We start from the raw sequence: 21,480 nt of genomic DNA on the forward strand, positions 1-21,480 counted from the left end.
CGTCAGCAGGGGGCGAACTATAGCAACGCCCCACACACCGCGCAAGTACTTTTTGAAAAATAAGCAAAATAATTTACTACCTCCACTGCCGCGCAGCCCGGCAATCGACTGCAAACCCAGCACAGGCAAGGCGTGCAGCCTCAAGCAGAAAAACAAAAAACCAACTTCAAAAACAAAAGAGCCGTCCCTGGCGGGACGGCTCTTTCTATATTCAGGCGCAATCAGGCGGACTCAACGAGCAATCCGCGCCCTTCCATTCGCTGCATTGCGCAGTGCATTCAACCGGCCTTCACGGTAAGATCGCTCTTCACGTCCTTTACGCCCTCAACACCGGCCGCCAGCTGCAATGCGTGCTGGCCGACCTCGGCGTTCGGCACTGCGCCCTTGAGCGTGACCACGCCGTCCTTGGTGGTGACCTTGATCTTCATGGCGGAAACCTGCTTATCTTCCACCAGCGCAGCCTTGACCTTGGCAGTAATCACCGAGTCATCTATATAGGCGCCGGCCTTCTGCGTCGTCTTCGGCGTATTGCTGCCGCCGGCGCTGTCTGCGGCCTGCACGGCCGGCGCGGCGGCGATGACGAAGGATGCAGCCAGCAGCCTGGTGATGAGTTTCGACTTGTTCATGGCAATCTCCTTATAGATAGAACAAAGAATCCATGACGCCGCGTGGACGACGTCTCCAGCCTCATATTCGCAAAGCCTGTGCCAGCCGATGTTTTTTCCAATTATTTCAATGACTTAGCAACCGCCACAACGGCAACCAACACCACTGTCGAGTCGCCAACAGGGCGTTTTTGGCGCCTTGAGGCGACATTCAGACGTGAGCTAAACGGCCAAGTCATTGATTCATAAGGATTTAGGCCTGTCGCTCAACGGCGACCTGCTCCTCGCCGCCCCGGAACATGCGCGGATCCAGCCCGTTCTTCTGCAGCAGGCGGTAGAACTCCGTGCGGTTGCGGTCGGCCAGTCGCGCAGCATCGGACACATTGCCGTCGGTCAACTTCAGCAGCTTGATGAGGTAATCGCGCTCGAACTTCTGCTTGGCCTCGGCATAGCGCAACAGATCCAGCGTCGGCACCCGCAACGCCCGCTGCACCAGAGACGCCGGGATCAGCGGCGCGGTCGACAGCGCGCACACCTGTTCCACCACGTTATAGAGCTGGCGCACATTGCCCGGCCAGTGCGCCAGGCTCAGCAGTTCCAGCGCGTCCGGGGCAAACCCGGTCAGGCGTTTGGCATACTTGGCGGAGATGCTCTTGAGGAAATGGTTGGCCAACAGCGAAATGTCTTCGCGCCGCTCTTCCAGCGACGGCAGGTTCAGGGTGACGACGTTGAGCCGGTAATAGAGATCCTCGCGGAACTGGCCCTCAGTCATCGCCGCCTCCAAATCGCGGTGGGTGGCCGAGATGATGCGCACATCCACCTCGCCCGGCCGATCGGCGCCGACCTGGCGCACGGTCTTCTCTTGCAACACACGCAGCAGTTTCACCTGCAGCGCCATGGGCATGTCGCCGATCTCGTCCAAAAACAAGGTGCCGCCGTCGGCCGCCTGGAACAGGCCCTCGCGGTTGTCCACCGCACCGGTGAACGCGCCCTTGACGTGGCCGAACAGCTCGGACTCCAGCAACTGCTCGGGAATGGCGCCGCAATTGACGGCAATGAACGGCTTGCCGGCGCGCGGACTGGCGCGATGGATGGCGCGCGCCAGCAACTCCTTGCCGGTGCCGCTGTCGCCGCGGATCAGGATGCTGGCGTCGGAAGCCGCCACCAAGCGCGCCTCGGCCAGCAACTCGGACACCCGCTGGCTGCGGCTGATCAGGTCGGCGCGCCAGCCCTGGTCATCACTGTCCCCGGCCGGCGCGCTCAGGCTCAGGGCTTGGGCCACCTTGTCCAGCAACAGCGCGCCGTCGAACGGCTTGGTGAGATAGGCGAAGGCGCCGCGGGTGGTGGCGTCGACCGCATCGGGAATGGTGCCATGCGCGGTCAGCAGGATCACCGGCAGCGTCGGATAACGGGCACGGATCTCGCCGAACAGCGCCAGGCCGTCCATGCCGGGCAGGCGCACATCGGTGATCACCAGCGCCGGCAGCGACATCGCCAGGCGGGCCAGCGCCGCCTCCGCGCTGGGTACGGCCAGCACGCGGTAGCCGCTGGCGTTCAGGCGCAGCGTCAGCAAGCGCAGCATGTCGGGGTCGTCGTCGACCACCAGTAAAGGGGGAGTATTTCCCATCGGGTCACCTGTTTCCTGTTCAGGAACGGGCCCGCTGGGAGATGGCGGATATTACTTGCCGCCGGCCGGCAGGCTCCGTTCGATATTCTTGAGCGCCTCAAGCTTGTCGTTCAGCTGGTCGACCTTGCGCTGCGCTTCCTTGGCTTGCACCGAGGACTTCTCGGCGCTGTCAGCCACGCGACGCAGGTCGGAGTAATGCCCGACCAGAACCTGAACCAAAGGCTTGAGCTTCTCCGCTTCGACGCTGTTGTCCCCCATGACGTTCCACAGTTGCGCTTCGGCCTTGGCCAAATCGATGGGATCGCGGGTCAGCGACAGCGCCATGGCGCGCCGCACGGTGTTGGAAGGGCTGGCCGGATAGCCGTTGATACGCTGCAGTTCGCGCGCAAGCTCCGCCCCCGACAGCTTGCGCAGCTGGGCGTTGTACATCAGCAGCTCATCGATATTGCTGGGCGACTGGATCAGCTTGACGCTGGTGGTCGGCGCATCCGGCGACGGCGCGGCGCAGGCGGCCAACAACAGGCTCGATGCCAGGATCAGGATTTTATTTTTCATCAGGCAACTCAATACGGAAATGCGACCCGCCCTCGCGCGGGACCAGATAAACCTTGCCGCTGTGCGCCTGCACATACTCGCGCACCACCGACAGGCCGATGCCGTTGCCGCGCCGGGCGCCCGGCGGCTGGTGCAGGCCCTGGTAGAACGGCTCGAAGATGCGGGAGGCGTCGGTCGGCGCCACGCCCGGGCCCTGGTCGATGCACTCGATGCGCACCATCCCCGGGGCATCGGACAGCAAGAAGCGGATGAAACCGCCCTGCGGACTGAAGCGCACGGCGTTGGACAGCAGATTGGCCAGGACGATCGCCATCTTCTCAGGGTCGATCACCACCGTACGGGTGCTGCCTTCGATCTCCACCTTCAGTTCGCGCGCCAGCCATTGCAGGCGCTGATCGTCGATCACCTTGTGCAGCAGCGCGCGCAGGTCGACCGGCACCGGGTGGATGCGCTGGGCGTCGAAGGACACCTCGTTGTAGCGCAGCAGGTCCTCGATCTGGTTTTGCAGCGACACGGTGTTCTGGCGCAGGATGCGCGCGATCTCGCGCTGGTTCTCGGAGAGCTCGCCGGCCACGCCGTCGTCCAGCAACGCCGCGCCTTCGCACAAGGCCGACAGCGGCGTCTTCAGCTCATGCGACACATGGCGCAGGAAGCGCGACTTCTCCGCCTCCAGGTCGGCCAGGCGCTGGCGCAGCCAATCCAGCTGCTGGCCGACGCGGCGGATGTCGGCCGGGCCGCGCACGTCGATGTGCTGATCAAAGCGATTGTCGCCCAGCCGGCTGATGGCGTGCTCCAGACGCGCCAGCGGACGCGACAGCCACAGGCCGAAGCAAAACGCCAGCAGCACCGCCAACAGGATGGCGCCGACCACTTGCAGGGTCAGCATCTGGCGCTGCTGTTCCAGCGCATCCGACAGGGCATTGTTGCGGCGGTCGACCTCGCGCCGGCTTTCCTGGGCCACACGCTCGTTCAACGCCGGCAGGCGGGCAAAGTCCTGGAAGGCCTTCAGCTGCTCGGCCTTGTCCTTGCGCGAATCGGACTCCAATACCGAGGCTGCTTCGTCGACATAGATGCTCCACTGCCCGAAGATCTCGCGCGGCGCCATCGGCAGCGAATCGCCCAGTTCGTTCAGGGCCTGCTTGGCCTGGTCGCGCGCCTCGATGAAACGGTCATGGAAAGCCGGGTCGTCCAGCACCAGGTACTGGCGCGCGCTGCGCTCCATGGCGACCGTGCGTTCGGCCAGGCGCTGCGCAGACTCGGTCAGCTGCACGGCCTGGCGCGCGGTCTCGCGGCTGTTCTTGGCCATCCGGTCCAAGGTGAACAGGGCGTGGATGGAGGTGCCGCTCAGCAGCGCCGCGATCAGCAGAAACGCGGCCAGCAGCAGTTGCCGGAACGACAAGCCGAGATAGGCCTGCGGCAGCGCCGGCGGTGCATTCAAATTGTGGGTGTGCTCGATGGCGTTCTGCATGCGATTGATGTCAGTCCCTCAAGACTCTTTGACTCTTCAAAATCCGGGTGGCCATGCCCCCTCATGCCCATGCTTATATATAGTGCGCGCACCGCCTTGCCGCCGGGAAACCTCTTCTTGTTCTGATGATCGGTCCGGTCGGGCAAAATGAAACCACAGGGAAACATCGTGCGCGCGGGCTCCCATTGTAATCAAGATGAGCTTGGCGAAGAACCGTTATCGTCGCCCGTCCTGCAATAAAGGCGCCGCGCGCCCGCGACCTCAGGCTTGCGGGCCGACAAAGTCCAGCAGGGTCAGCGCCACCACCTTGGTAGCCTTCTTCAGGTCGTCCAGCGCCAGGTTCTCGTCGGCCTGCTTGGCGTTGGATTCCATCAGCGTACGCGGACCGGCGCCGAACAGCACCACCGGGATACCGTGCTCGCCGTACAAGCGGGCGTCGGTATAGAGCGCGGAGCCGTTGGTGCTCAAGGTCTCGCCCATCACCGACTGCGCGTTGCGCAGCAGGCTGTCGACCAGCTTTTCATGGCCCGGCAGCGGACGCAGCGCGCGCGCCAGCAACAGGCGGCGGATCTCCACCCGGATGCCCGGCAAGCCGGCCACCGCGTCTTCGATCAGCTTGCGCACGCCGGCCTCGACCTGCGCCGGATCCTCTTCCGGAATCATGCGGCGGTCCATCTTCAGCACCACCTTGCCCGGCACCACGTTGGTATTGGTGCCGCCGTCGATGCGGCCGACGATCATGGTCGGGTGCGTGATGCCGGGAATGGCCGAGCTGATCTGCTTGAGGCCCGGCAGCGCGCCGTAGATCGCGTTGAGCACCGCGTTGGCCGCCTGCAAGGCGTCGTGCCCGGTCTCGGGCATGGAGCCGTGGGTGGCACGACCATGCACGGTCACCTCGAACTGCAGGCAGGCGTTATGGGCGGTCACCACGTTGTAGCTGAAGCCGGCAGCCAGCACGTAGTCGGGCTTGGTCAGCTTCTGCTCCAGCAGCCAGCCCGGGCCGAGCAGGCCGCCGAATTCCTCGTCATAGGTGAAATGCAATTCCAGCGCGCCGCGCAGGTCGGCGCCCAGCGCTTCCAGCGCGCGCACCGCAAAGATGTAGCTGGCAAAGTCGCTCTTGGAGACCGCCGCCGCGCGGCCATAGATGCGGCCGTCGGCAATCTCGCCGCCATACGGATCATGGCGCCAGCCTTCGCCCGGGGGCACCACGTCGCCGTGCGCATTGAGCGCCACGGTCGGGCCGCCGGCCGCATAGGCGCGGCGCACGATCAGGTTGGTGATGCTCTGCATGCCGTAGTCGGTCACCTGCTGTTGCGGCACCGCATGCTTCTCGGCGTGCCAGCCCCAGGTCCGGACCAACTCGGCCACTGCGTCCGCATGCGGCGCGTTGTTGCCCGGCGGGGTGTCGGTGGGGATGCGGATCAGTTGCTGCAGCACGCCCACTTCCTCATCGAAATGCTGATCGATCCATGCGCACAGGCGCTCCGACAACTGCTGTTTGGACATGCTGCGACTCCGTCATCAAGGCGCGCCGGCCGCGCCGACGCAAACCGCCATCATAGCGCACCGTACCGGCGGCCGGACAGCGGCCAGCAGAGGCGGCGTTTCCCCGCTATGATGGAACGCCGGCCACCCACCCCTGGGTGGCCCTATATATATAAGCGACGGATCCTGCCCGCGACAGGCTGCACGGCAGGCGTACCGATCGCGCTACCTCGCTGAAGACCATGTCATCCCTGCCCGCATCCTCCGGCGACGCCGCCGCCCCGCCGAACCACCATATCGTCATCGCCGGCGAGGGTCTGCCGCCCGAGCAACGCGGCCGCGCCATCCTGGCGCTGGCGATCGCCGTCGGCCTGGCCACGCTGGACACCGCCATCGCCAACACTGCGCTGCCGGCCATGGCGCTGGACCTGAACACCACCCCGGCGGCGTCGGTATGGATCGTTACCGCCTACCAGCTGGCGATGATGGTGGCGTTGCTGCCGCTGGCGGCGCTGGGCGAGATCATCGGCTATCGCCGCATCTACATCTGGGGCCTGGTGCTGTTCACCGCCGCCTCGCTGCTGTGCGCGGTAGCTTGGTCGCTGCCTACACTGGTGGTCGCGCGCTTCCTGCAGGGGCTGGGCGGGGCCGGCATCATGAGCGTCAACACCGCGCTGATCCGCTTCATCTACCCCACCCGCTCGCTGGGCCGCGGCGTCGGCCTCAATACCCTGATCGTGGCGATCGCCTTCACAGTCGGCCCCAGCGTCGCCTCGGCGATCCTGGCCATCGCGCCCTGGCCGTGGCTGTTCGCGGTCAACGTGCCGCTGGGCATCATCGCCATCGTGCTGGCGCTGCCCTCGCTGCCGCATACTGCATTGTCCAAGCATGCCTTCGACGTGCGCAGCGCGCTGCTCAATGCCGCCACCTTTGGGCTGCTGATCCTAGCCATCGGCGAAGGCGCGCATCAGGCCGAGGCCAGCGTAGTCGGGCTGGAGCTGGGCGCGGCCGTGGTGTGCGGCCTGCTGCTGCTCAAGCGCGAACTGGCGCATCCGGCGCCGATGCTGCCGGTCGACCTGTTCCGCCATCCGATGTTCTCGCTGTCGACGGTGACGGCGGTGTGTTCCTTCGCGGCGCAAGGCCTGGCCTTCGTCTCGCTGCCCTTCTTCTTCCACCACGACCTCGGCCGCAGCCAGGTCGAAATCGGCCTCTTGATGACACCATGGCCGGTGGCCGTGGCCATCATGGCGCCGATCGCCGGTCGCCTGTCCGACCATTACCCGGTCGGCATCCTGGGCGGCGTCGGTCTGGCCTTGCTGTGCACCGGCCTGCTGTCGATGACCTTCATGCCGGCCGCGCCCAGCGTATGGGAGATCAGCTGGCGCATGTTGGTGTGCGGCATGGGTTTCGGCTTCTTCCAGTCGCCCAACCTCAAGGCGCTGATGACCAGCGCCCCGGCCCATCGCAGCGGCGGCGCCTCCGGTATCGTCGCCACCGCGCGCCTGCTGGGGCAAAGTATCGGCGCATCGCTGGTGGCGCTGTGTTTCAATCTCTCCGAGGCACACGGCTCACGCTTCGCCCTGGGCTGCGGCGCGGCCTTCGCCGGCATGGCCTGCATCGCCAGCTTCCTGCGTTTGCTGACCAGCAACCCCTACGCGCCGCCGCTGAAAAAATAGACGCGAGGCGAAAACCTTCCAGCAGCGCAACGGCGACCTCAATGGTCGCCGTTGTATTTTGCCCTGACGAAATGCTGACGACAGCTCGGAAGATCCTCATTACGCGCAAACAATCCGGCTGAAATTTCCATGCATAAATTTTTGTCTGCGCGAATGAAAAATATAGTCGCCGATGAGACGTTTCGGCTCTCTCAACTAAAAAACATTCTGCTACGATGAAAACGCTGCCTTACATCCGTCAGGGAAAATCGGCGTAGTGGCAGGAATGTGTAAATAAGGAAGCGGCGTCTATTTCATCGGGGAAATCGAACCGGTTTTCGGAGTTCAAGTACCACCAGACAAAGATCTGGAATTCGATATGTTGAAATCAATCGCCACCGAACAATTACGCTTGGGCATGTACGTCCACTCCATACCCGGAGCCTGGATCAACCATCCCTTCTGGCGCAAGTCATTCAAGCTCGACAGCTTTGAAGACTTGCAGACGCTGCGCGCCAGTCCCATCCGTGAAATCCTGATCGATACCGCCAAGGGGCGCGATGTAGCCCCCGAGCTCGTTGGCGAGGACGCCGAAGAACCAGGCGACGGCGCCCCTGAAGCAGCCTCCGCCGCTCCCGCTGTACACGGCTCGGCGCCGCGCGCCAAGAGCGTGCGCACCGACACGGCGGTCGAGCGCGAACACGCCGCGCGCATCATCTCCTCCTCCAAGTCCACCGTGCTCAATATGTTCTCCGAAGCGCGCATGGGCAAGGCGGTGGACGTCAAGGATGCCGCCGAGCTGGTCACCGAAATCACCTCATCGGTCTCGCGCAATGCCGACGCACTGATCAGCCTGGCGCGCCTGAAGACCACCGACGACTACACCTACATGCACTCGGTAGCTGTGTGCGCGATGATGATCTCGCTGGCCAACCAGCTCGGCATGTCGCATGAGCAAACCAAGCAGGCGGGCATGGCCGGGCTGCTGCACGACGTCGGCAAGATGTCGGTGCCGCTGGACATCCTCAACAAACCCGCCAAGCTGACCGAAGAAGAATTCGCCTCGGTGCGCTCGCACACCGTAGCCGGGCACGGCATCCTCAAGCAGATCGAAGGCATCGGCCAGGCGGCGCTGGATGTGTCGCTGCATCATCACGAGAAGGTCGACGGCAGCGGTTATCCGTTCAACCTCAAGTCCGACCAGATCTCCATCATGGCCAAGATGGGTGCGGTGTGCGACGTGTACGACGCCATCACCTCCAACCGTCCGTACAAGGCCGGCTGGGATCCGGCGCGCTCGATCCGCCACATGGCCGGCAGCGCCGGCCACTTCGACCCCAAGACCATGGAAGCCTTCGTCAAGGCGATCGGCATCTACCCCACAGGCTCCTGCGTACTGATGCAGTCGGGCCGCCTGGGCGTGGTGGTGGACCAGCGTCCCGACCACCTGCTGACGCCGCGCGTGAAAGTGTTCTACTCCACCACCAGCAAGATGCCGCTCAAGACCGAGGTGGTGGATCTGGCGCACGCCAGCGACAAGATCGTGGCTTATGCCGACCACACCAAATGGGGTATCCGCAGCCTGCCGTCGCTGGATCTGTGAAGGAATCGGCGGCAAGGGTGTCCGCCGGAACAACTTGAAAGAAAAACGGCGCCGCAACGGCGCCGTTTTCACGTCAGTCACGCTGCGCAAAGGCAGCGGTCGACGCCAGTTCGTTCAACAGCGCCACGGTGGCGCAATTAGAAACCAGGTAAGGGTTCAGTTCGCCGCAAACCGAATACTTCAGCAGCAGCGAACGGTTGATCTTGTCCAACCGGATCTTGCCCATGGTCCACGACGAATACTGGCGCTCGTCGATCGACTCATACGCCAGCAGCACCAGGTCGTGGTGACGCTCGTCGCGCTGCAGGCTGCCGTAGATGCGGTTGACCTGATCACGCCCGCCTTCGAGCACCTGCACGAAGATGCTGTCGCTGTAGCACAGCACGCCGGTGATGCCCTGGCCGGGATTGTTCTTGCGCGCGCTGGCCAGGATGCTGTCGATCACTTCGCTGGAAATGGGCACGCGCGCACGGCTTGCATAGATCAGACGGACCAGCATGATTAACCTCGTTGACGGTGGGAAATCAGCGCCAGGAATTCACGGCGCAGGTTGGCGTCGCGCAGGAACGAGCCGCGCATGACGCTGTTGATCATCTTCGATTCCATGTCCTTCACGCCGCGCCAGTGCATGCAGAAGTGATCGGCCTCCATCACGATGGCCAGGCCGTCCGGCTGCAGCTTCTGCATCAGCAGGTCGGCCGCCTGCGAGACCGCCTCTTCCTGGATCTGCGGGCGGCTCATCACCCACTCCAAGAGGCGCGCGTACTTGGACAGGCCGATCAGGTTGGAATGCTCGTTGGGCATCACGCCGACCCATACCTTGCCCATGATCGGGCACAGGTGGTGCGAGCAGGCGCTGCGCACGGTGATGGGACCGACGATCATCAGCTCGTTCAGGCGCTCGATGTTGGGAAATTCAGTGACCGGCGGCTCGGCCTGGTAGCGGCCGCGGAAGACCTCGTTCAGGTACATCTTGGCCACGCGCTTGGCGGTGTCCTGGGTGTTATGGTCGCTCTCGACGTCGATCACCAGGCTCTCCAGCACGATGGCCAGCTTGCTCTGGACTTCCGCCTGCAGCTCGGCCAGCTCGCCCTCCTCGATGAAGGCGGAGATGTTGTCGTTGGCGTGGAAGCGCACGCCGGCGGCCTTGATGCGCGCGCGGATGCGGGCCGAGACCAGCTGCTCGTGGACGCTGGGCGCGCCGGTCGGGTCTTTTTGTGTTGCCATGGTTGAAGGCGGGCGCGCGACGCGACCCGCTGGTATCGGTGGAATTGCCGCCATTATGCCCCGAAAGCGCGCATCGTACCGGCCTTGCGGACGCGGCCCGGGACAACATCACTTAACAATCGCTGATCTTTGTTTGCCGGCATTTACATCGGATTAACCGCCGCTTACGCGGTAGTCGAACATCATCCGCTCACGAGCCGCCGCGTATTACGCCTGCGTATTCTTTGCGGCCGCTCGCCGCGCCGGGCATCCAGTCCGGCCGTCCATTCCGGGGGGGTGCCGCCATGAAGTTCCAATACCGTCTGACCGGCGCCTGCGCGCTGGCCGCCGCGCTCTGCGCCTGCACCAGCCCCGCACCGATGGTGAACGGGCCGACCAGCGTGCGACCGTCCTATCCGGTGGCCAACGTGGAGAACAACGGCGCCATCTTCCGCGTCTCCAGCGCGCAGCTGTTCGAGGAACCGACCAGTTACAACGTCGGCGACATCATCAAGATCGACATCTCCGAATCCATCAGCAGCAGCAACAAGGCGGCCACCAACAACAGCCGCGACACCGCGCTCACGCAAAAGGGCCCGGGCTCGGATGCGCCGCTGGGCGGCCTGTTCACCAAGCTCTACGACGCCAACTATTCGGCCTCCGGCAGCAACACCTTCAAGGGCTCCGGCGACAGCAGCAACACCAACACCATGACCGGCACGCTGATGGTCTCCATCGTCGAGGTGCTGCCCAACCGCAACCTGGTGGTGGCCGGCGAAAAGCGCATCGGCGTGAACGGCAACATCAATACTCTGCGCTTCTCCGGCGTGGTGCGCACGCGCGACATCCGCGGCGGCATCGTGGCCTCCTCCAACGTGGCCGATGCGCGCCTGGAGCAAGTCGGCGGCGGCTCGATCGCCGACGCCAGCACCGACACCAACTTCTTCCGTCGCCTGCTGACCATCTGGTAATCGGGCGCAAGCGCCGCCGCACGGCAGGATCGTTGCGGCGGCGGCGGGCACAAAACAAAAACGGCAACCGAGGTTGCCGTTTTTTATGGATCACCCGGACTACCCGGGATATGCCGCAAGCGCGGTGGCGCTCCTCAGTAACCGCCATTCATGCCGCGATTATTGTCCGGCGAATTGTCGGCGATGATGGACGAATTGCCCGGCAGCAGCGCATCGACCAGCGGCGCCAGCTTCTCGCCGACGGTGGCCCACTTGTCCTGGCCGAAGGAGCCGATGCGATATTGCGCCGAGGCCAGCACGCGGCCGTCGCGTCGCAAGGTCAGCGAGGCGTAGGTGAGATAGGGAGAGTAGGCGTCGGAAAACACCTTGGTGTCCCATTTGACGTAGCCGGTATACGACATCGTCACCGGGCAGGCCAGCGCCTGGGTGCCGGCATCGTAGACGCGGCTTTGCACGCCGTGCTTCAACAGCTCGCCCTGCAGGCCCGGCACGAAGTCGGAGAGCGCCACGGCGCCATTCCACTCGATGCAGATCTCGCGGATCGGGTCCTTGCTGTAGACGATGGGATTGGCAGGCGGATTGGGTGACATCGACTTCACGCCCGACGCGGCGTAGCCGACCAGACTGGCGGCATCGACCAGGGCGCTGGTCGACGTCACGACACAACCCGACAACGCCGGCGCCAGCAATGTAGCAATGATGATGGTGCGCATGGTAGCTCCCCCGAGCGGAATCCGCGGTGTCTGCGCTGTATGGAGACAGGATTCCAGGCTGCCCATCATATCCGCGCGGGTTCGGGCGCCAGCCCTGTTTTACCCTGATTTACGCAAGCCTCCACAATGCTTTACACCATGGGTGCCTGCGCTTCACACGCGCGCTGCTGGCACAATAGCGGCACGCATGATCCATGCGCCCGATTGCAACCGGAGACCCCGATGACACGCCTGTTCCCCTCTTCCCTGCTGGCCGCCGCCGCGCTGGCCGGCGTCTGCCTCCACGCGCAGGCCGACACCCTGAAGTCCGAAGCCGAAGTGCGCACGCTGGCCGACAAGGTCATGGCCCAGGCCGGCGCCGGCCGCACCGATGACGCCTACGGCGCCATGTCGCCCTATTCGCTGATCGACATCCGCACGCTGGAGGTCGCGCGCAGCAACGCCCGCAGCTCGCGCATGGCGATCGAAGCGCAAGTGGGAAATTCGGTGGGTTACGAGTTCATCCGTTCGGAGAAGGTGGGCGACTCGTTGATCAAGCTGACCTACATCGAGAAGACCGAACGCCAGGCGATCCCCTGGCAGTTCATCTTCTACAAGGCCCCGGCAGGCTGGGGCATCAGCGCCTTCAGCAACGGCGACAACGTCGACGCGTTGTTTGATCGCTGAGCCCCGGGGCTCAGATCACGCGCGCCGGCTCCAGGTCGGCGCTGTCGATTTCGGTGGCGACGCCGGCGATCTTGTCGGCGATGATGCGGCTGGCGCCGCAGGCGGTGGTCCAGCCGTTGGAGCCGTGGCCGGCGTTGAGCCACAGGTTGGAGAACGGCGTGGCGCCGATCAGCGGCGCGCCGTCCGGGGTCATCGGACGCAGACCGGCCCAGTATTCGATTTTGGCCATGTCGGCGCCGGCCGGATAGAGGTTCTTCAGCGACTTGACGGCGGTGGCGCAATCGCGCGGCGTGACCCGGGTGTCCCAGCTGCCGATCTCGGCGGTGCCGGCGGCGCGGATGTGATTGCCCATGCGGGTGATCGCCACCTTGTAGTACTCATCCATCACGCCGCTGCGCGGCGCGCCGGCCGGGTCGGCCACCGGCACCGTGATGGCGTAGCCCTTGACCGGGTAGATCGGCAGGTTCAGGCCCAGCGGCTTCATCATCGGCACCGAGGCCGAGGCGCAGGCCACCACGTAGGCATCGGCATGCAGCGTGCCGGCGCTGGTGCGCACGCCGCTCACCTTGCCGCCGGCCACTTCGATGCCCTCGACATTGGTCGACAGGCGGAACTCCACCCCATGCGCCTGCAGCCACGCCGCCAGCGCGCGCGCGAACAGCGGGCAGTTGCCGGTCTCGTCCATGGGCAGCAGCAGGCCGCCCTTCAACTCGCCGCGTGCGGCATGCAGACCCGGGTCGAAGGCCACGCAGCCGTCGGCGTCCAGCAGCTCGAAGGGCACGCCGGCCTCGGCCAGCACCTTGGTCGACAGGCTGGCGTTGTCCACGCCCTCCTGGGTGCGGAACAGTTGCAGGTTGCCGCCGGTGGTCTGCTCGTAGCGGATGTTGAGGCGCTCGCGGATCTGCTTCAACTGGCCGTGGCTGTACCGCGCCAGGCGGCCCATGCGCGCCTTGTTGACGGCGTAGCGCTCGGGCGTGCATTGCGCCAGGAAGGTCTTCAGCCATTTCCACTGGTGCGCATCCATGCGCGGCGTGAAGCGCAGCGCCGCCTCCACGCCCAGCCAGCTCTGCACCGACCACTTCAGCGACTTGGCCGGCATGCCCGGCGCCGCCCACGGGGTGGCGTAGGACGGGCAGACATGGCCGGCGTTGCCGACGCTGGTCTCGGCCGCCACTTCGGCGCGGCGCTCGACTACGGTGACTTCATGACCGCGCTCGCGGAGGAAATAGGCGGTGGTGACGCCGACGATGCCGGCGCCCAGCACGATGATGCGCATGGTGTTGTTCTGGTGTTGGTGAAGGTTTAAAGAGTCAGACCGCCGTCGACATGCCAGACCTGGCCGGTCACGTAGGACGCGGCGGGACTGAGCAGGAAGGCAATGACGTTGGCGATGTCTTGCGGCTGCCCCAGGCGGCGCAGCGGAATACGATCCAGCGCGGCCTGCCAGGCGGCGGGGTCAATGGCGGACTTGGCCGGGTCGCTCTTCTGCACGTAGCCGGGCGCCACCGCGTTGACGGTGACGTTGGCCGGCGCCAGCTGCACCGCCAGCGACTTGACCAGCGCCTCGATGCCGGCCTTGGCCGCGGCCGAGGCCGGGAAGCCCGACTCGCCCAAGCGAAACACGTGCGCCACGAAGGAGCTGACCGCCACCACACGGCCGTCGCCGGAGGCCTGCAGCGCGTCCTTGCAGGCGGTGGTCAGGCGGAAGAAGCCCGACAGCAAGGCCTCCAGCGAACGCGACCAGTCGGCGTCGGACAATTCACCGATGCGCTTCCTGTCGGCGAAGCCGGCATTGGCCACCAGCGCGTCAAGGCGACCGAACTCGCGCAGCGCGGTGTCGCGCAGGGTCGCCGCGGTGGCAGGATCGGCCATGTCGCCCAGCGCGGTCACGCACTGCGCGCCCTGGTCGCGGCAGAGCCGGGCCACAGCCTGCAGCTCGGCTGAATCGCCGCGCGCATGCAGCACCAGCGCCACGCCGGGCGCGGCCGCGCTGGCAGCCACCGCTGCGCCGATGCCGCGCGCCGCGCCCGTAATGAGGATGACGCGCCGGCGCTCGCCGGCGGGAACAACTGAAGAGGAGGAAACCTGGCTCATGGTCTGGTCTGGAAATGGAGGCTTTCCCAAGGCTCGGGAAAGCGTGCGCCCCGCACCGGTACAGGCGCGGCGCCAAGTCCGCTATTTTAGCCAAAGGCCGTTGCGCGTGGGCGTTGGCGCGACACCGGAGGCCATCCGGCGTGGCCGCGCGCGGCGGTTCTCCATTACAATTGCCGGGTTCGCGGGTTGCAAGCCATGCAATCCTTATAAAAAATATCCGTGCCCTTCCCCATGACTTCCGACATTCGTCCGCACCGGCGGCCCGCCGCCGATGGCGCAGACCGTGGCGGCGCGGCATGGATCATGCTTGCACAACCCGCATCCCGCCTGTTCGGACCGGCATCCCGGTCCACTGAATCGTATTGAAGGAAAACCGCAGATGTATCAATGGGACTTCGGCTCGCTCTGGCAATTCAGGAGCATCATCGGAATCGGCTTCGTCTACACGCTCTCCTATACCGTGGCGTGTATCGCACTGGGCTTGCTGGTCGGCCTGGTGGTCGGCCTGGGCCGGCTGTCTTCTAACCCGTTCATCTCCGGCCCGCTGCGCGCCTTCGTCGAGGTGTTCCGCTGCACCCCGGTGCTGGTGCAACTGGTGTGGTTCTACTACGCGCTGCCGGTGCTGCTGGGCATTGAAATGTCGGCCGGCACCGCGGCCATGCTGTCGCTGGCCCTGTACGGCGGCGCCTTTTATTCTGAAATCATCCGCGGCGGCATCGTCTCGCTCGACATCGGCCAGTCCGAAGCCGGCTGGGCGCTGGGCATGACGCGCTTCCAGCTGATGAAGCGCGTGATTTTGCCGCAGGCCTTCAAGCGCATGACGCCGCCGCTGGTGAACCAGTCCATCATGCAGCTGAAGAACACCTCGCTGCTGTCGGTGCTGGCCGTGCCCGACCTGCTGTACCAGGGCCAGATCATCGCCCACGAGACCTACCGTCCGCTGGAGATCTACACGCTGGTGGCGATCATCTACTTCGTGATCCTGCTGCCGGCCACCATCTGGGCCAAGCGCCTGGAAGCCCGCCTGACGGCACAGCACGGTTAAGGAACGGAATAGATGATGAGCAACAACGCGATGATCCAGATCAGCAATCTCAAGAAGGCCTTCGGCGAGCACGTGGTGCTGAAGGACATTTCCATTCAGATCGACAAGGGCAGCGTGGTCGCAATGATCGGGCCGTCCGGCTCGGGCAAGTCGACCCTGCTGCGCTGCCTGAACCTCCTGACCGTGCCCGACTTCGGCACGGTGCGCATCGGCGAGCGTCACTTCGAGTTCGACGGCAAGAAGTCGCGCCTGCCCAAGGACAAGGAACTGGCGGGCTTTCGCGCCCGTACCGGCATGGTGTTCCAGCACTTCAACCTGTTCCCGCACATGACTGCGGTCGAGAACGTGATGGAAGGTATGGTCACCGTGCAGCGCGTGCCCAAGGCCGAGGCGCGCCAGCGCGCCATGGCGCTGCTGCAAAAGGTGGGCCTGGCCGAGCGCGCCGACATGTACCCGCAAAAGCTCTCGGGCGGCCAGAAGCAACGCATCGCCATCGCCCGCGCGCTGGCCATGCAGCCGGACGTGATGCTGTTCGACGAAGCCACCTCGGCGCTCGATCCCGAGCTGGTGGGCGAGGTATTGAACGTCATCCGCGGCCTCGCGGCCGACGGCATGACCATGATCCTGGTGACGCACGAGATCGCCTTCGCGCGCGAAGTGGCCGACCAGGTGGTGTTCATGCGCGACGGCGTGGTGGTGGAAGCCGGCCCGCCGTCGCAGGTCATCGACAACCCGCAGCAAGCCGCGACCCAGGCGTTCCTGGCGCGCTTTAATGGCTAAGCCGGCCAGCGCCACGCCAATATGAAAACCCGGCTCGACACCCTGGACCAGACCGATCGCGAACTGATCGCGCTGTTGCAGGTGTCGGCGCGCGAAAGCGTGGCCAACCTAGCGCGCAAGCTGGGCGTGGCGCGCACCACCGTGGTCGCGCGCCTGGCCCGGCTGGAAAAGAACGGCATCATCGCCGGCTACACCGTCAAACTGGGCCAGGAAGTCACCGACAACGCGCTGCGCGCCTACGTCGGCATCACCGTCGAAGCCAAGGCCGCGCCGATGGTATTGAAGCGCTTCAAGCGCATGCCCGAGATCGAACTGCTGTGCTCGGTCTCCGGCGAGTTCGACTACGTCGCCTGGCTGCGCGCCGCCTCCCCCGAACGCCTCGACCAGCTGCTCGACGAAATCGGCGAGATCGACGGCGTCACCCGCACCACCACCTCCATCGTGCTGTCGCGCAAGATCGAGCGCTGAGCTTAAGCAAGGCTCCATCGGCGCCCCGGCCGACGTCATTGCACGGATGACATCGCGGGCCGGGCTTGCGTTCGAAAAAATCGGGCGTTTCAGACTATTCCTATAGTCCGGCGGGGGGCACCTCTCTAGCATGCAGTTCTTCACATCTACATATTGGAAGAACGCCATGTTCTCTTCTCTTCTCCATCTAATTGGCCGGTTGCACCGGTTGGCCTGGCTGGCCGGCGCCCTTGCTCTGTTGTGCCTGGCCGCAGGCAGCGCCCGCGCGGGGCGATATCTGGCGGGGTTGCTTATTTCCACCCTGTCGTTGAAAACAGGCAAAACATGTTCTGCCGCCGTCAAGAAAGATGGTGTGACCTCCTCAAAGCAAATCTGGCGGTGGGTATTGGGCTTGGCGGGGGCATGTATGTACGCGCAGATAGCACTGGCTGGGAATTGCACAGCTATCAGACTTAATGTTGATCCTTCTGGTCCTGTTGGTCTTCCAATCACCAATGGGGTGAGTTCAACACTTATACCGATACGAATTACTGTGACTGGAGACGAGGCGCCGGGAACGGTGCTTGGGATTTCTACGCAAACAGCTACGACAGCTCAGCGACTCAGGTGCACAAATACCCCTGTCGCGAGTGGGCTAACCGGCATTGTAGCGGGGCAGCCGTCAATTTCCGTGGGAGGATGGAATGTCTTGCCGACTGATGTGCCAGGAATAGGCTTTTCTATTGCCACTACGGGGCATGAATCAGGCATAAAGTCTTATCCACTGGATACTGATGGGGCTAACGGTGAAATCTTCACTAGTCTTACAGGAACAGGGATTGGGCGTCCCTTTACATTGCGCATCATTCGTATTCCAGGAACAATTCCAGAAGGCGTGAGCCGTATACCCGGGGCGGAGCCGTTTATGGGAAGTTGGGTCGCGGGTGACAACAAGCAGTCCGTATACAATTTCTCAGGAGCGGTAGTTATTACCAAGCAGGCGAGTACCTGCCAACTAAGCTTCTCTCCGTCGTCGTCTGTCAACTTCGGGGTAATACCGCAATCCAAGTTGGCAACCGCTAATAATAGCGGCCGTTCTGACTTGAAATTCGTATCGCTACAACTGACGAATTGTTCCCGTTCCGTCACCTCCTATAGTTACTCGTTTTCTATCAGCGGCAGCAGCAGCGCTGTGGGCGCTGCCTGTAATGGCACACTAAGCAATGCTGCAACGGACAGCACGGGCGCAAAAGGAGTCGGCATTCAATTGGGGACGAATGATTCAACAGGTTTCACGCCTATTTGCTGGAACAGGACAGTCTCACAGAATATTACCGCTACTACGGGGCCAATTACGGTGGTTAATCTGGCCACCGCGCTGATAGGTTTAGGTCAACCTATCAGCGCGGGGAATGTCATTGGCCGGGCGCTCGCCACTGTCAATTACAATTAATTTCATCCCGGGTTGAGTACGTTGAAGCGGTGTCATGTCGCTCAAAAAGCCCCGCCACGATCACTCGTGCGGGGCTTTGCCGTTGAATGTTGCGGACTGCGGCTTAGAACGTGTTGACGATCTGTAGCGAGTGTCCCTCACCCGCGCCACCGCTTCCATCGTGCTGTCGCGCAAGATCGGGCGCTGAACACTCGTCGTCCGGCCTCGGCCTATCCTTGCTGCACTTCCAGACTATTCTCATTGTCCCGGCGCGCAGCGCTCACTAACATGTGCACTGACCCGACCACTGCTGCGCACGGCGAATGTGCGCGAAGTCTTCCGACACCCACTGCCCTTCCCGGGCTGATCATTCGGCGGCGCTGCCTGCATGATGCAGGACGAACAACGGCATGCACTGCCGAAGCGTCACCGGCATTCAGGAATTCCCTGATGGAAGAACAACGGTCATATTTCTAAGATGAACTCGTGCTCTTTCACCTTACCAGGGAGACCATCATGCGCAAGATTTTCGGCAATCACATCACCATCCTGGCCTGCTGGCTGGGCAGCTCCGCGGCGCTGGTCGTGTTGATGACGCTTAGCGGCATGCATTCCTGAGCCGCTTCAAAATGAAGGAGCCTGCCGCGATGACAGGCTTTTGTGCATTGCCCACGTTGCGCACAGTTGCGCCTCGTCTGCAGGTAGCCCCACTCCACCTTTCAAGGCGCTCAACACTCCAGAGCGCCGCCATGGCGGCTATAAGGCTCGAACTAGCGTCGCCGCGGCGTTGCCTGTCAACAGCCGCAGGATACCCCGCGCAAGACCCGCTCCAGACGCGACAGACCCCGACTTTCGACTCCCCCAAAGGCACGGCATAGAGACGAGACTCTCGGCAACTACAGGGTGCCCTGCCAATCAGAGCTTTCCAGGCCGCGCTGGCCCAGTGGCAAACCTATTGTGCCGGTGGGACGGCGCGGCCGGCGCAACATCGCTAGCGACCTTTTTGAGATCTTTCTGATATTGCTGCCGCCATGTTCACCCTTATCATCGTCAGCTCTTTGCGTAGAAAACGTGCGCATCATCAGACCCAGGGCGCCTGGCGTTTGGCCTCCATCAATTGAGGAAATGCAATGAATAAACTCGGTATTTTTCTAGCGATGGGCGCTATCGCCGCGCTAGCTCCGGCAACCAGCTTTGCCTATGACGCACAGATCAATCTCAGCGGCGTCCTCACTGCCTCCACCTGCGTCATTAACGCGCCCAACGGCACCGCCGTGATCGGCGACTTCCCCGTCTCCGCATTCACCGGCATCGGCAGTCATTCCGACTGGGGCAAGGGCGATCTTGTGATCAATCTCGACTGTGCCGGCATCGCATCGAAAGTGACGGTAAGCCTGACCGACGCCACCACGCCCGGCAACACCAGCAACATATTGTCACTGACGCCGTCGTCAACCGCGCGTGGGATCGGCATTGAGGTGTGGCAGGCCAGCCATGACATTTACGTCTATGGGCCGGATACGAAAACGCCCGGCGCCCCCAACCAGCATTTGGTATTCGTCGGCAACGGAAGCGCCACTCAGCTGGCGACGCTCAACTTCTCGGTGCGCTACGTGCAAACCGCAAACACCGTCACGCCAGGCTCCGCGAATGGGGCGGCGACCTACACCCTGCAGTATCAGTAAAAGAGAACACCCACTCAGTTCGGGTGGGCGTGTGCATGCATGCGAGTTACCGACAACTCGAGGCTGGCTCGACGCTTTCAACAGACCCTGTCGCTGTCAGATCACGCTTCTGCCAGCGTCAATGCGAAGTTCAGGATAGATCCATTGCCTGATGCGCCATGTGCAAATTCTTCCAGCATCAACTGACCATCCTCGGCCTGGCTTTGCATGTCGGTGCCGCTGGTTGTGTTGATGACCGGGATTGGCCTGCATTCCTGATTTGACTCAGAGGTGTTGAAAAATCGACCCTCGGGCCGACGTCAATGGCGCCAATTTCAGACATTTCCCATATTTCTCTCATCATTCGATCTCTAAGATTTCGCTTGCATGTTTGAAGAACACCTTGCATCGGAAAATGCATATTCAATTGGACGGAAATGAAACTATTAAGAAAATTTCGGTGGTGGATGGGTGGCTTAATTTGGGCTCTGCTTTCGCTGCAAACAGCGCAAGCAGGAAATTGTTCATATAGCCCAGGTCAAAATATTCCATCATCATTCCGCTTCAGTGGACCACCGACCATCACGCTGACCGGGAACGAACAGCCTGGGGCAGTTCTGTGGACTTCTCCAACAGCAACTGCCGACCATGGCATAGTCGCTAGCTGTCAAAGTGCGAGTAATACCAGCGGCTTGCGAACCTCCTTAAACAAAACGTCAATATATATCGGGGGAAGGAATGTCATTCCCACCGAAGTACCCGGAATCGGATACTCAATCGCTCAGGGTGGAGACCACGCTTCAGGCCTGAAGTCATACCCATTGGACGTCGATGGATTTGCTCCTAGCACCACATCAGATGGCAATCCCATTCCAAGTAACATTGCTACACTTCGTCTTATTCGTATTCCAGGAACCGTTCCTGTAGGCAGCAGCGTGGTCAATATGGGACAGAACAACTCTGCATTTGCAGCTTGGTATGTTGGCGACAACGGACTCCTTTTCGGCAAGTTCTTTGCCAGGGACTTCACTGTAGTAACCAAGCCCCCAGTGCGGTCTTGTACAGTCACCACAAAATCCATATCTGTCAGTCTTTCATCGGCCGCAGGCCTGCCAGTCAAGAGCTTCACCGGAGTCGGCTCGACCTCTCCGGCAATACCTTTCAATCTGGAGCTTGATTGCTCGGCAAGCCAGTCCGACGTATACATCACATTGAATGGTGTGCTCAATCCCATCAACTCCAGAACGTTGTCCCTCACGACTGAGTCCACCGCAACAGGTGTAGGTGTACAAATTCTTCGCAATGGATTGACATACATTTTCGGTAGCAGGGCCTTCCTGATTACGGCCCGCAACAACCTCGTTACCATCCCCCTTAGTGCACGCTATATCCAGACCGCTTCCAATGTCACTGTGGGTCAAGCCAACAGCGCGGCTACCGTGACGCTTTCTTATCAATAGCAGA

The 21,480-nt window shown here is 62.8% G+C and carries 21 protein-coding genes; 11 read left to right on the forward strand and 10 right to left on the reverse strand.

Annotated elements, in window-relative coordinates; genetic code table 11:
- The coding region (locus tag J8I26_RS12250; protein ID WP_209607396.1) for a hypothetical protein at positions 1-298 on the forward strand (298 nt) is incomplete at its 5' end.
- Here J8I26_RS12250 and J8I26_RS12255 read toward each other — a convergent pair.
- From J8I26_RS12255 to J8I26_RS12275, 5 genes are all read right to left on the reverse strand, one after another.
- Positions 279-626: a BON domain-containing protein gene (locus J8I26_RS12255; RefSeq protein WP_209607397.1), complete on the reverse strand. Its 348-nt coding sequence runs from the start codon at positions 624-626 to the stop codon at positions 279-281. The two genes, J8I26_RS12250 and J8I26_RS12255, sit on opposite strands and share 20 nt — an antisense overlap.
- 232 nt (positions 627-858) lie before the next feature.
- On the reverse strand, positions 859-2,232 hold the full coding sequence (locus tag J8I26_RS12260; protein ID WP_209607398.1) for a sigma 54-interacting transcriptional regulator: 1,374 nt from the start codon (positions 2,230-2,232) through the stop codon (positions 859-861).
- A 51-nt stretch (positions 2,233-2,283) separates the two neighbouring features.
- On the reverse strand, positions 2,284-2,787 hold the full coding sequence (locus J8I26_RS12265; RefSeq protein WP_209607399.1) for a hypothetical protein: 504 nt from the start codon (positions 2,785-2,787) through the stop codon (positions 2,284-2,286).
- Complete coding sequence (locus tag J8I26_RS12270) at positions 2,777-4,255, reverse strand: HAMP domain-containing sensor histidine kinase (protein WP_209607400.1); 1,479 nt, start codon at positions 4,253-4,255, stop codon at positions 2,777-2,779. Before J8I26_RS12270 ends, J8I26_RS12265 begins: the two co-directional genes overlap by 11 nt.
- Positions 4,256-4,516: 261 nt before the next feature.
- Positions 4,517-5,761, reverse strand: coding sequence for an ArgE/DapE family deacylase (locus tag J8I26_RS12275; protein WP_209607401.1), 1,245 nt, complete (start codon positions 5,759-5,761; stop codon positions 4,517-4,519).
- Positions 5,762-5,982: 221 nt separating this feature from the next.
- Between J8I26_RS12275 and J8I26_RS12280 the strand changes: the two genes are divergently transcribed.
- Positions 5,983-7,416 carry an MFS transporter gene (locus tag J8I26_RS12280; RefSeq protein ID WP_209607402.1) on the forward strand — a complete coding sequence of 478 codons (1,434 nt, stop codon included), beginning with the start codon at positions 5,983-5,985 and terminating at the stop codon, positions 7,414-7,416.
- Between the two features lie 358 nt (positions 7,417-7,774).
- A complete protein-coding gene (locus tag J8I26_RS12285; protein ID WP_209607403.1) occupies positions 7,775-8,998 on the forward strand; it encodes an HD-GYP domain-containing protein in 1,224 nt (407 codons plus the stop codon).
- A 73-nt stretch (positions 8,999-9,071) separates the two neighbouring features.
- On the opposite strand, the gene J8I26_RS12290 is transcribed toward J8I26_RS12285, so the two are convergent.
- Both J8I26_RS12290 and folE read right to left on the reverse strand, forming a co-directional pair.
- Positions 9,072-9,497 (reverse strand): BLUF domain-containing protein, encoded by a 426-nt coding sequence (locus tag J8I26_RS12290; RefSeq protein WP_209607404.1) that lies wholly within the window; start codon positions 9,495-9,497, stop codon positions 9,072-9,074.
- A 2-nt stretch (positions 9,498-9,499) separates the two neighbouring features.
- Complete coding sequence (gene folE, locus J8I26_RS12295) at positions 9,500-10,225, reverse strand: GTP cyclohydrolase I (RefSeq protein ID WP_209607405.1); 726 nt, start codon at positions 10,223-10,225, stop codon at positions 9,500-9,502.
- Between the two features lie 284 nt (positions 10,226-10,509).
- Here folE and J8I26_RS12300 point away from each other — a divergent pair, with 284 nt between their 5' ends.
- A complete protein-coding gene (locus J8I26_RS12300; protein ID WP_209607406.1) occupies positions 10,510-11,175 on the forward strand; it encodes a flagellar basal body L-ring protein FlgH in 666 nt (221 codons plus the stop codon).
- A gap of 134 nt (positions 11,176-11,309) precedes the next feature.
- Here J8I26_RS12300 and J8I26_RS12305 read toward each other — a convergent pair whose 3' ends face one another.
- Positions 11,310-11,888 (reverse strand): cell division protein FtsI, encoded by a 579-nt coding sequence (locus tag J8I26_RS12305; protein WP_209607407.1) that lies wholly within the window; start codon positions 11,886-11,888, stop codon positions 11,310-11,312.
- 222 nt (positions 11,889-12,110) lie between these two features.
- Here J8I26_RS12305 and J8I26_RS12310 point away from each other — a divergent pair, with 222 nt between their 5' ends.
- Complete coding sequence (locus J8I26_RS12310) at positions 12,111-12,554, forward strand: hypothetical protein (protein ID WP_209607408.1); 444 nt, start codon at positions 12,111-12,113, stop codon at positions 12,552-12,554.
- Between the two features lie 10 nt (positions 12,555-12,564).
- Here the strand turns inward: J8I26_RS12310 and J8I26_RS12315 are convergent, their stop codons facing one another.
- On the reverse strand, positions 12,565-13,830 hold the full coding sequence (locus J8I26_RS12315; RefSeq protein WP_209607409.1) for a D-amino acid dehydrogenase: 1,266 nt from the start codon (positions 13,828-13,830) through the stop codon (positions 12,565-12,567).
- A gap of 26 nt (positions 13,831-13,856) precedes the next feature.
- Positions 13,857-14,648, reverse strand: a complete 792-nt coding sequence (locus J8I26_RS12320) for an SDR family oxidoreductase (RefSeq protein ID WP_209607410.1) — start codon at positions 14,646-14,648, stop codon at positions 13,857-13,859.
- A 379-nt stretch (positions 14,649-15,027) separates the two neighbouring features.
- Between J8I26_RS12320 and J8I26_RS12325 the strand changes: the two genes are divergently transcribed.
- From J8I26_RS12325 to J8I26_RS12350, 6 genes are all read left to right on the forward strand, one after another.
- Positions 15,028-15,693 (forward strand): amino acid ABC transporter permease, encoded by a 666-nt coding sequence (locus tag J8I26_RS12325; RefSeq protein WP_209607411.1) that lies wholly within the window; start codon positions 15,028-15,030, stop codon positions 15,691-15,693.
- 15 nt (positions 15,694-15,708) lie between these two features.
- Positions 15,709-16,473 carry an amino acid ABC transporter ATP-binding protein gene (locus J8I26_RS12330; protein ID WP_280868804.1) on the forward strand — a complete coding sequence of 255 codons (765 nt, stop codon included), beginning with the start codon at positions 15,709-15,711 and terminating at the stop codon, positions 16,471-16,473.
- Positions 16,474-16,494: 21 nt separating this feature from the next.
- Positions 16,495-16,941: an Lrp/AsnC family transcriptional regulator gene (locus J8I26_RS12335; RefSeq protein ID WP_209607412.1), complete on the forward strand. Its 447-nt coding sequence runs from the start codon at positions 16,495-16,497 to the stop codon at positions 16,939-16,941.
- 166 nt (positions 16,942-17,107) lie between these two features.
- On the forward strand, positions 17,108-18,373 hold the full coding sequence (locus tag J8I26_RS12340) for a fimbrial protein (protein ID WP_209607413.1): 1,266 nt from the start codon (positions 17,108-17,110) through the stop codon (positions 18,371-18,373).
- 1,109 nt (positions 18,374-19,482) lie between these two features.
- Complete coding sequence (locus J8I26_RS12345) at positions 19,483-20,037, forward strand: fimbrial protein (RefSeq protein WP_209607414.1); 555 nt, start codon at positions 19,483-19,485, stop codon at positions 20,035-20,037.
- Between the two features lie 800 nt (positions 20,038-20,837).
- Complete coding sequence (locus tag J8I26_RS12350; protein WP_209607415.1) at positions 20,838-21,476, forward strand: fimbrial protein; 639 nt, start codon at positions 20,838-20,840, stop codon at positions 21,474-21,476.
- Positions 21,477-21,480 lie beyond the last annotated feature (4 nt).

It is taken from the genome of Herbaspirillum sp. LeCh32-8 (genome assembly GCF_017814915.1).
Lineage (GTDB): Bacteria > Pseudomonadota > Gammaproteobacteria > Burkholderiales > Burkholderiaceae_D > Herbaspirillum.

Coding starts and splice junctions, on each gene's coding strand:
- J8I26_RS12300 (WP_209607406.1), top strand. CDS start 10,510: ATGAAGTTCCAATACCGTCTGACCGGCGCCTGCGCGCTGGCCGCCGCG.
- J8I26_RS12270 (WP_209607400.1), bottom strand. CDS start 4,255: ATGCAGAACGCCATCGAGCACACCCACAATTTGAATGCACCGCCGGCG.
- J8I26_RS12290 (WP_209607404.1), bottom strand. CDS start 9,497: ATGCTGGTCCGTCTGATCTATGCAAGCCGTGCGCGCGTGCCCATTTCC.
- J8I26_RS12330 (WP_280868804.1), top strand. CDS start 15,709: ATGAGCAACAACGCGATGATCCAGATCAGCAATCTCAAGAAGGCCTTC.
- J8I26_RS12345 (WP_209607414.1), top strand. CDS start 19,483: ATGAATAAACTCGGTATTTTTCTAGCGATGGGCGCTATCGCCGCGCTA.
- J8I26_RS12265 (WP_209607399.1), bottom strand. CDS start 2,787: ATGAAAAATAAAATCCTGATCCTGGCATCGAGCCTGTTGTTGGCCGCC.
- J8I26_RS12335 (WP_209607412.1), top strand. CDS start 16,495: ATGAAAACCCGGCTCGACACCCTGGACCAGACCGATCGCGAACTGATC.
- J8I26_RS12320 (WP_209607410.1), bottom strand. CDS start 14,648: ATGAGCCAGGTTTCCTCCTCTTCAGTTGTTCCCGCCGGCGAGCGCCGG.
- J8I26_RS12325 (WP_209607411.1), top strand. CDS start 15,028: ATGTATCAATGGGACTTCGGCTCGCTCTGGCAATTCAGGAGCATCATC.
- J8I26_RS12340 (WP_209607413.1), top strand. CDS start 17,108: ATGTTCTCTTCTCTTCTCCATCTAATTGGCCGGTTGCACCGGTTGGCC.
- folE (WP_209607405.1), bottom strand. CDS start 10,225: ATGGCAACACAAAAAGACCCGACCGGCGCGCCCAGCGTCCACGAGCAG.
- J8I26_RS12255 (WP_209607397.1), bottom strand. CDS start 626: ATGAACAAGTCGAAACTCATCACCAGGCTGCTGGCTGCATCCTTCGTC.
- J8I26_RS12305 (WP_209607407.1), bottom strand. CDS start 11,888: ATGCGCACCATCATCATTGCTACATTGCTGGCGCCGGCGTTGTCGGGT.
- J8I26_RS12280 (WP_209607402.1), top strand. CDS start 5,983: ATGTCATCCCTGCCCGCATCCTCCGGCGACGCCGCCGCCCCGCCGAAC.
- J8I26_RS12285 (WP_209607403.1), top strand. CDS start 7,775: ATGTTGAAATCAATCGCCACCGAACAATTACGCTTGGGCATGTACGTC.
- J8I26_RS12315 (WP_209607409.1), bottom strand. CDS start 13,830: ATGCGCATCATCGTGCTGGGCGCCGGCATCGTCGGCGTCACCACCGCC.
- J8I26_RS12310 (WP_209607408.1), top strand. CDS start 12,111: ATGACACGCCTGTTCCCCTCTTCCCTGCTGGCCGCCGCCGCGCTGGCC.
- J8I26_RS12275 (WP_209607401.1), bottom strand. CDS start 5,761: ATGTCCAAACAGCAGTTGTCGGAGCGCCTGTGCGCATGGATCGATCAG.
- J8I26_RS12260 (WP_209607398.1), bottom strand. CDS start 2,232: ATGGGAAATACTCCCCCTTTACTGGTGGTCGACGACGACCCCGACATG.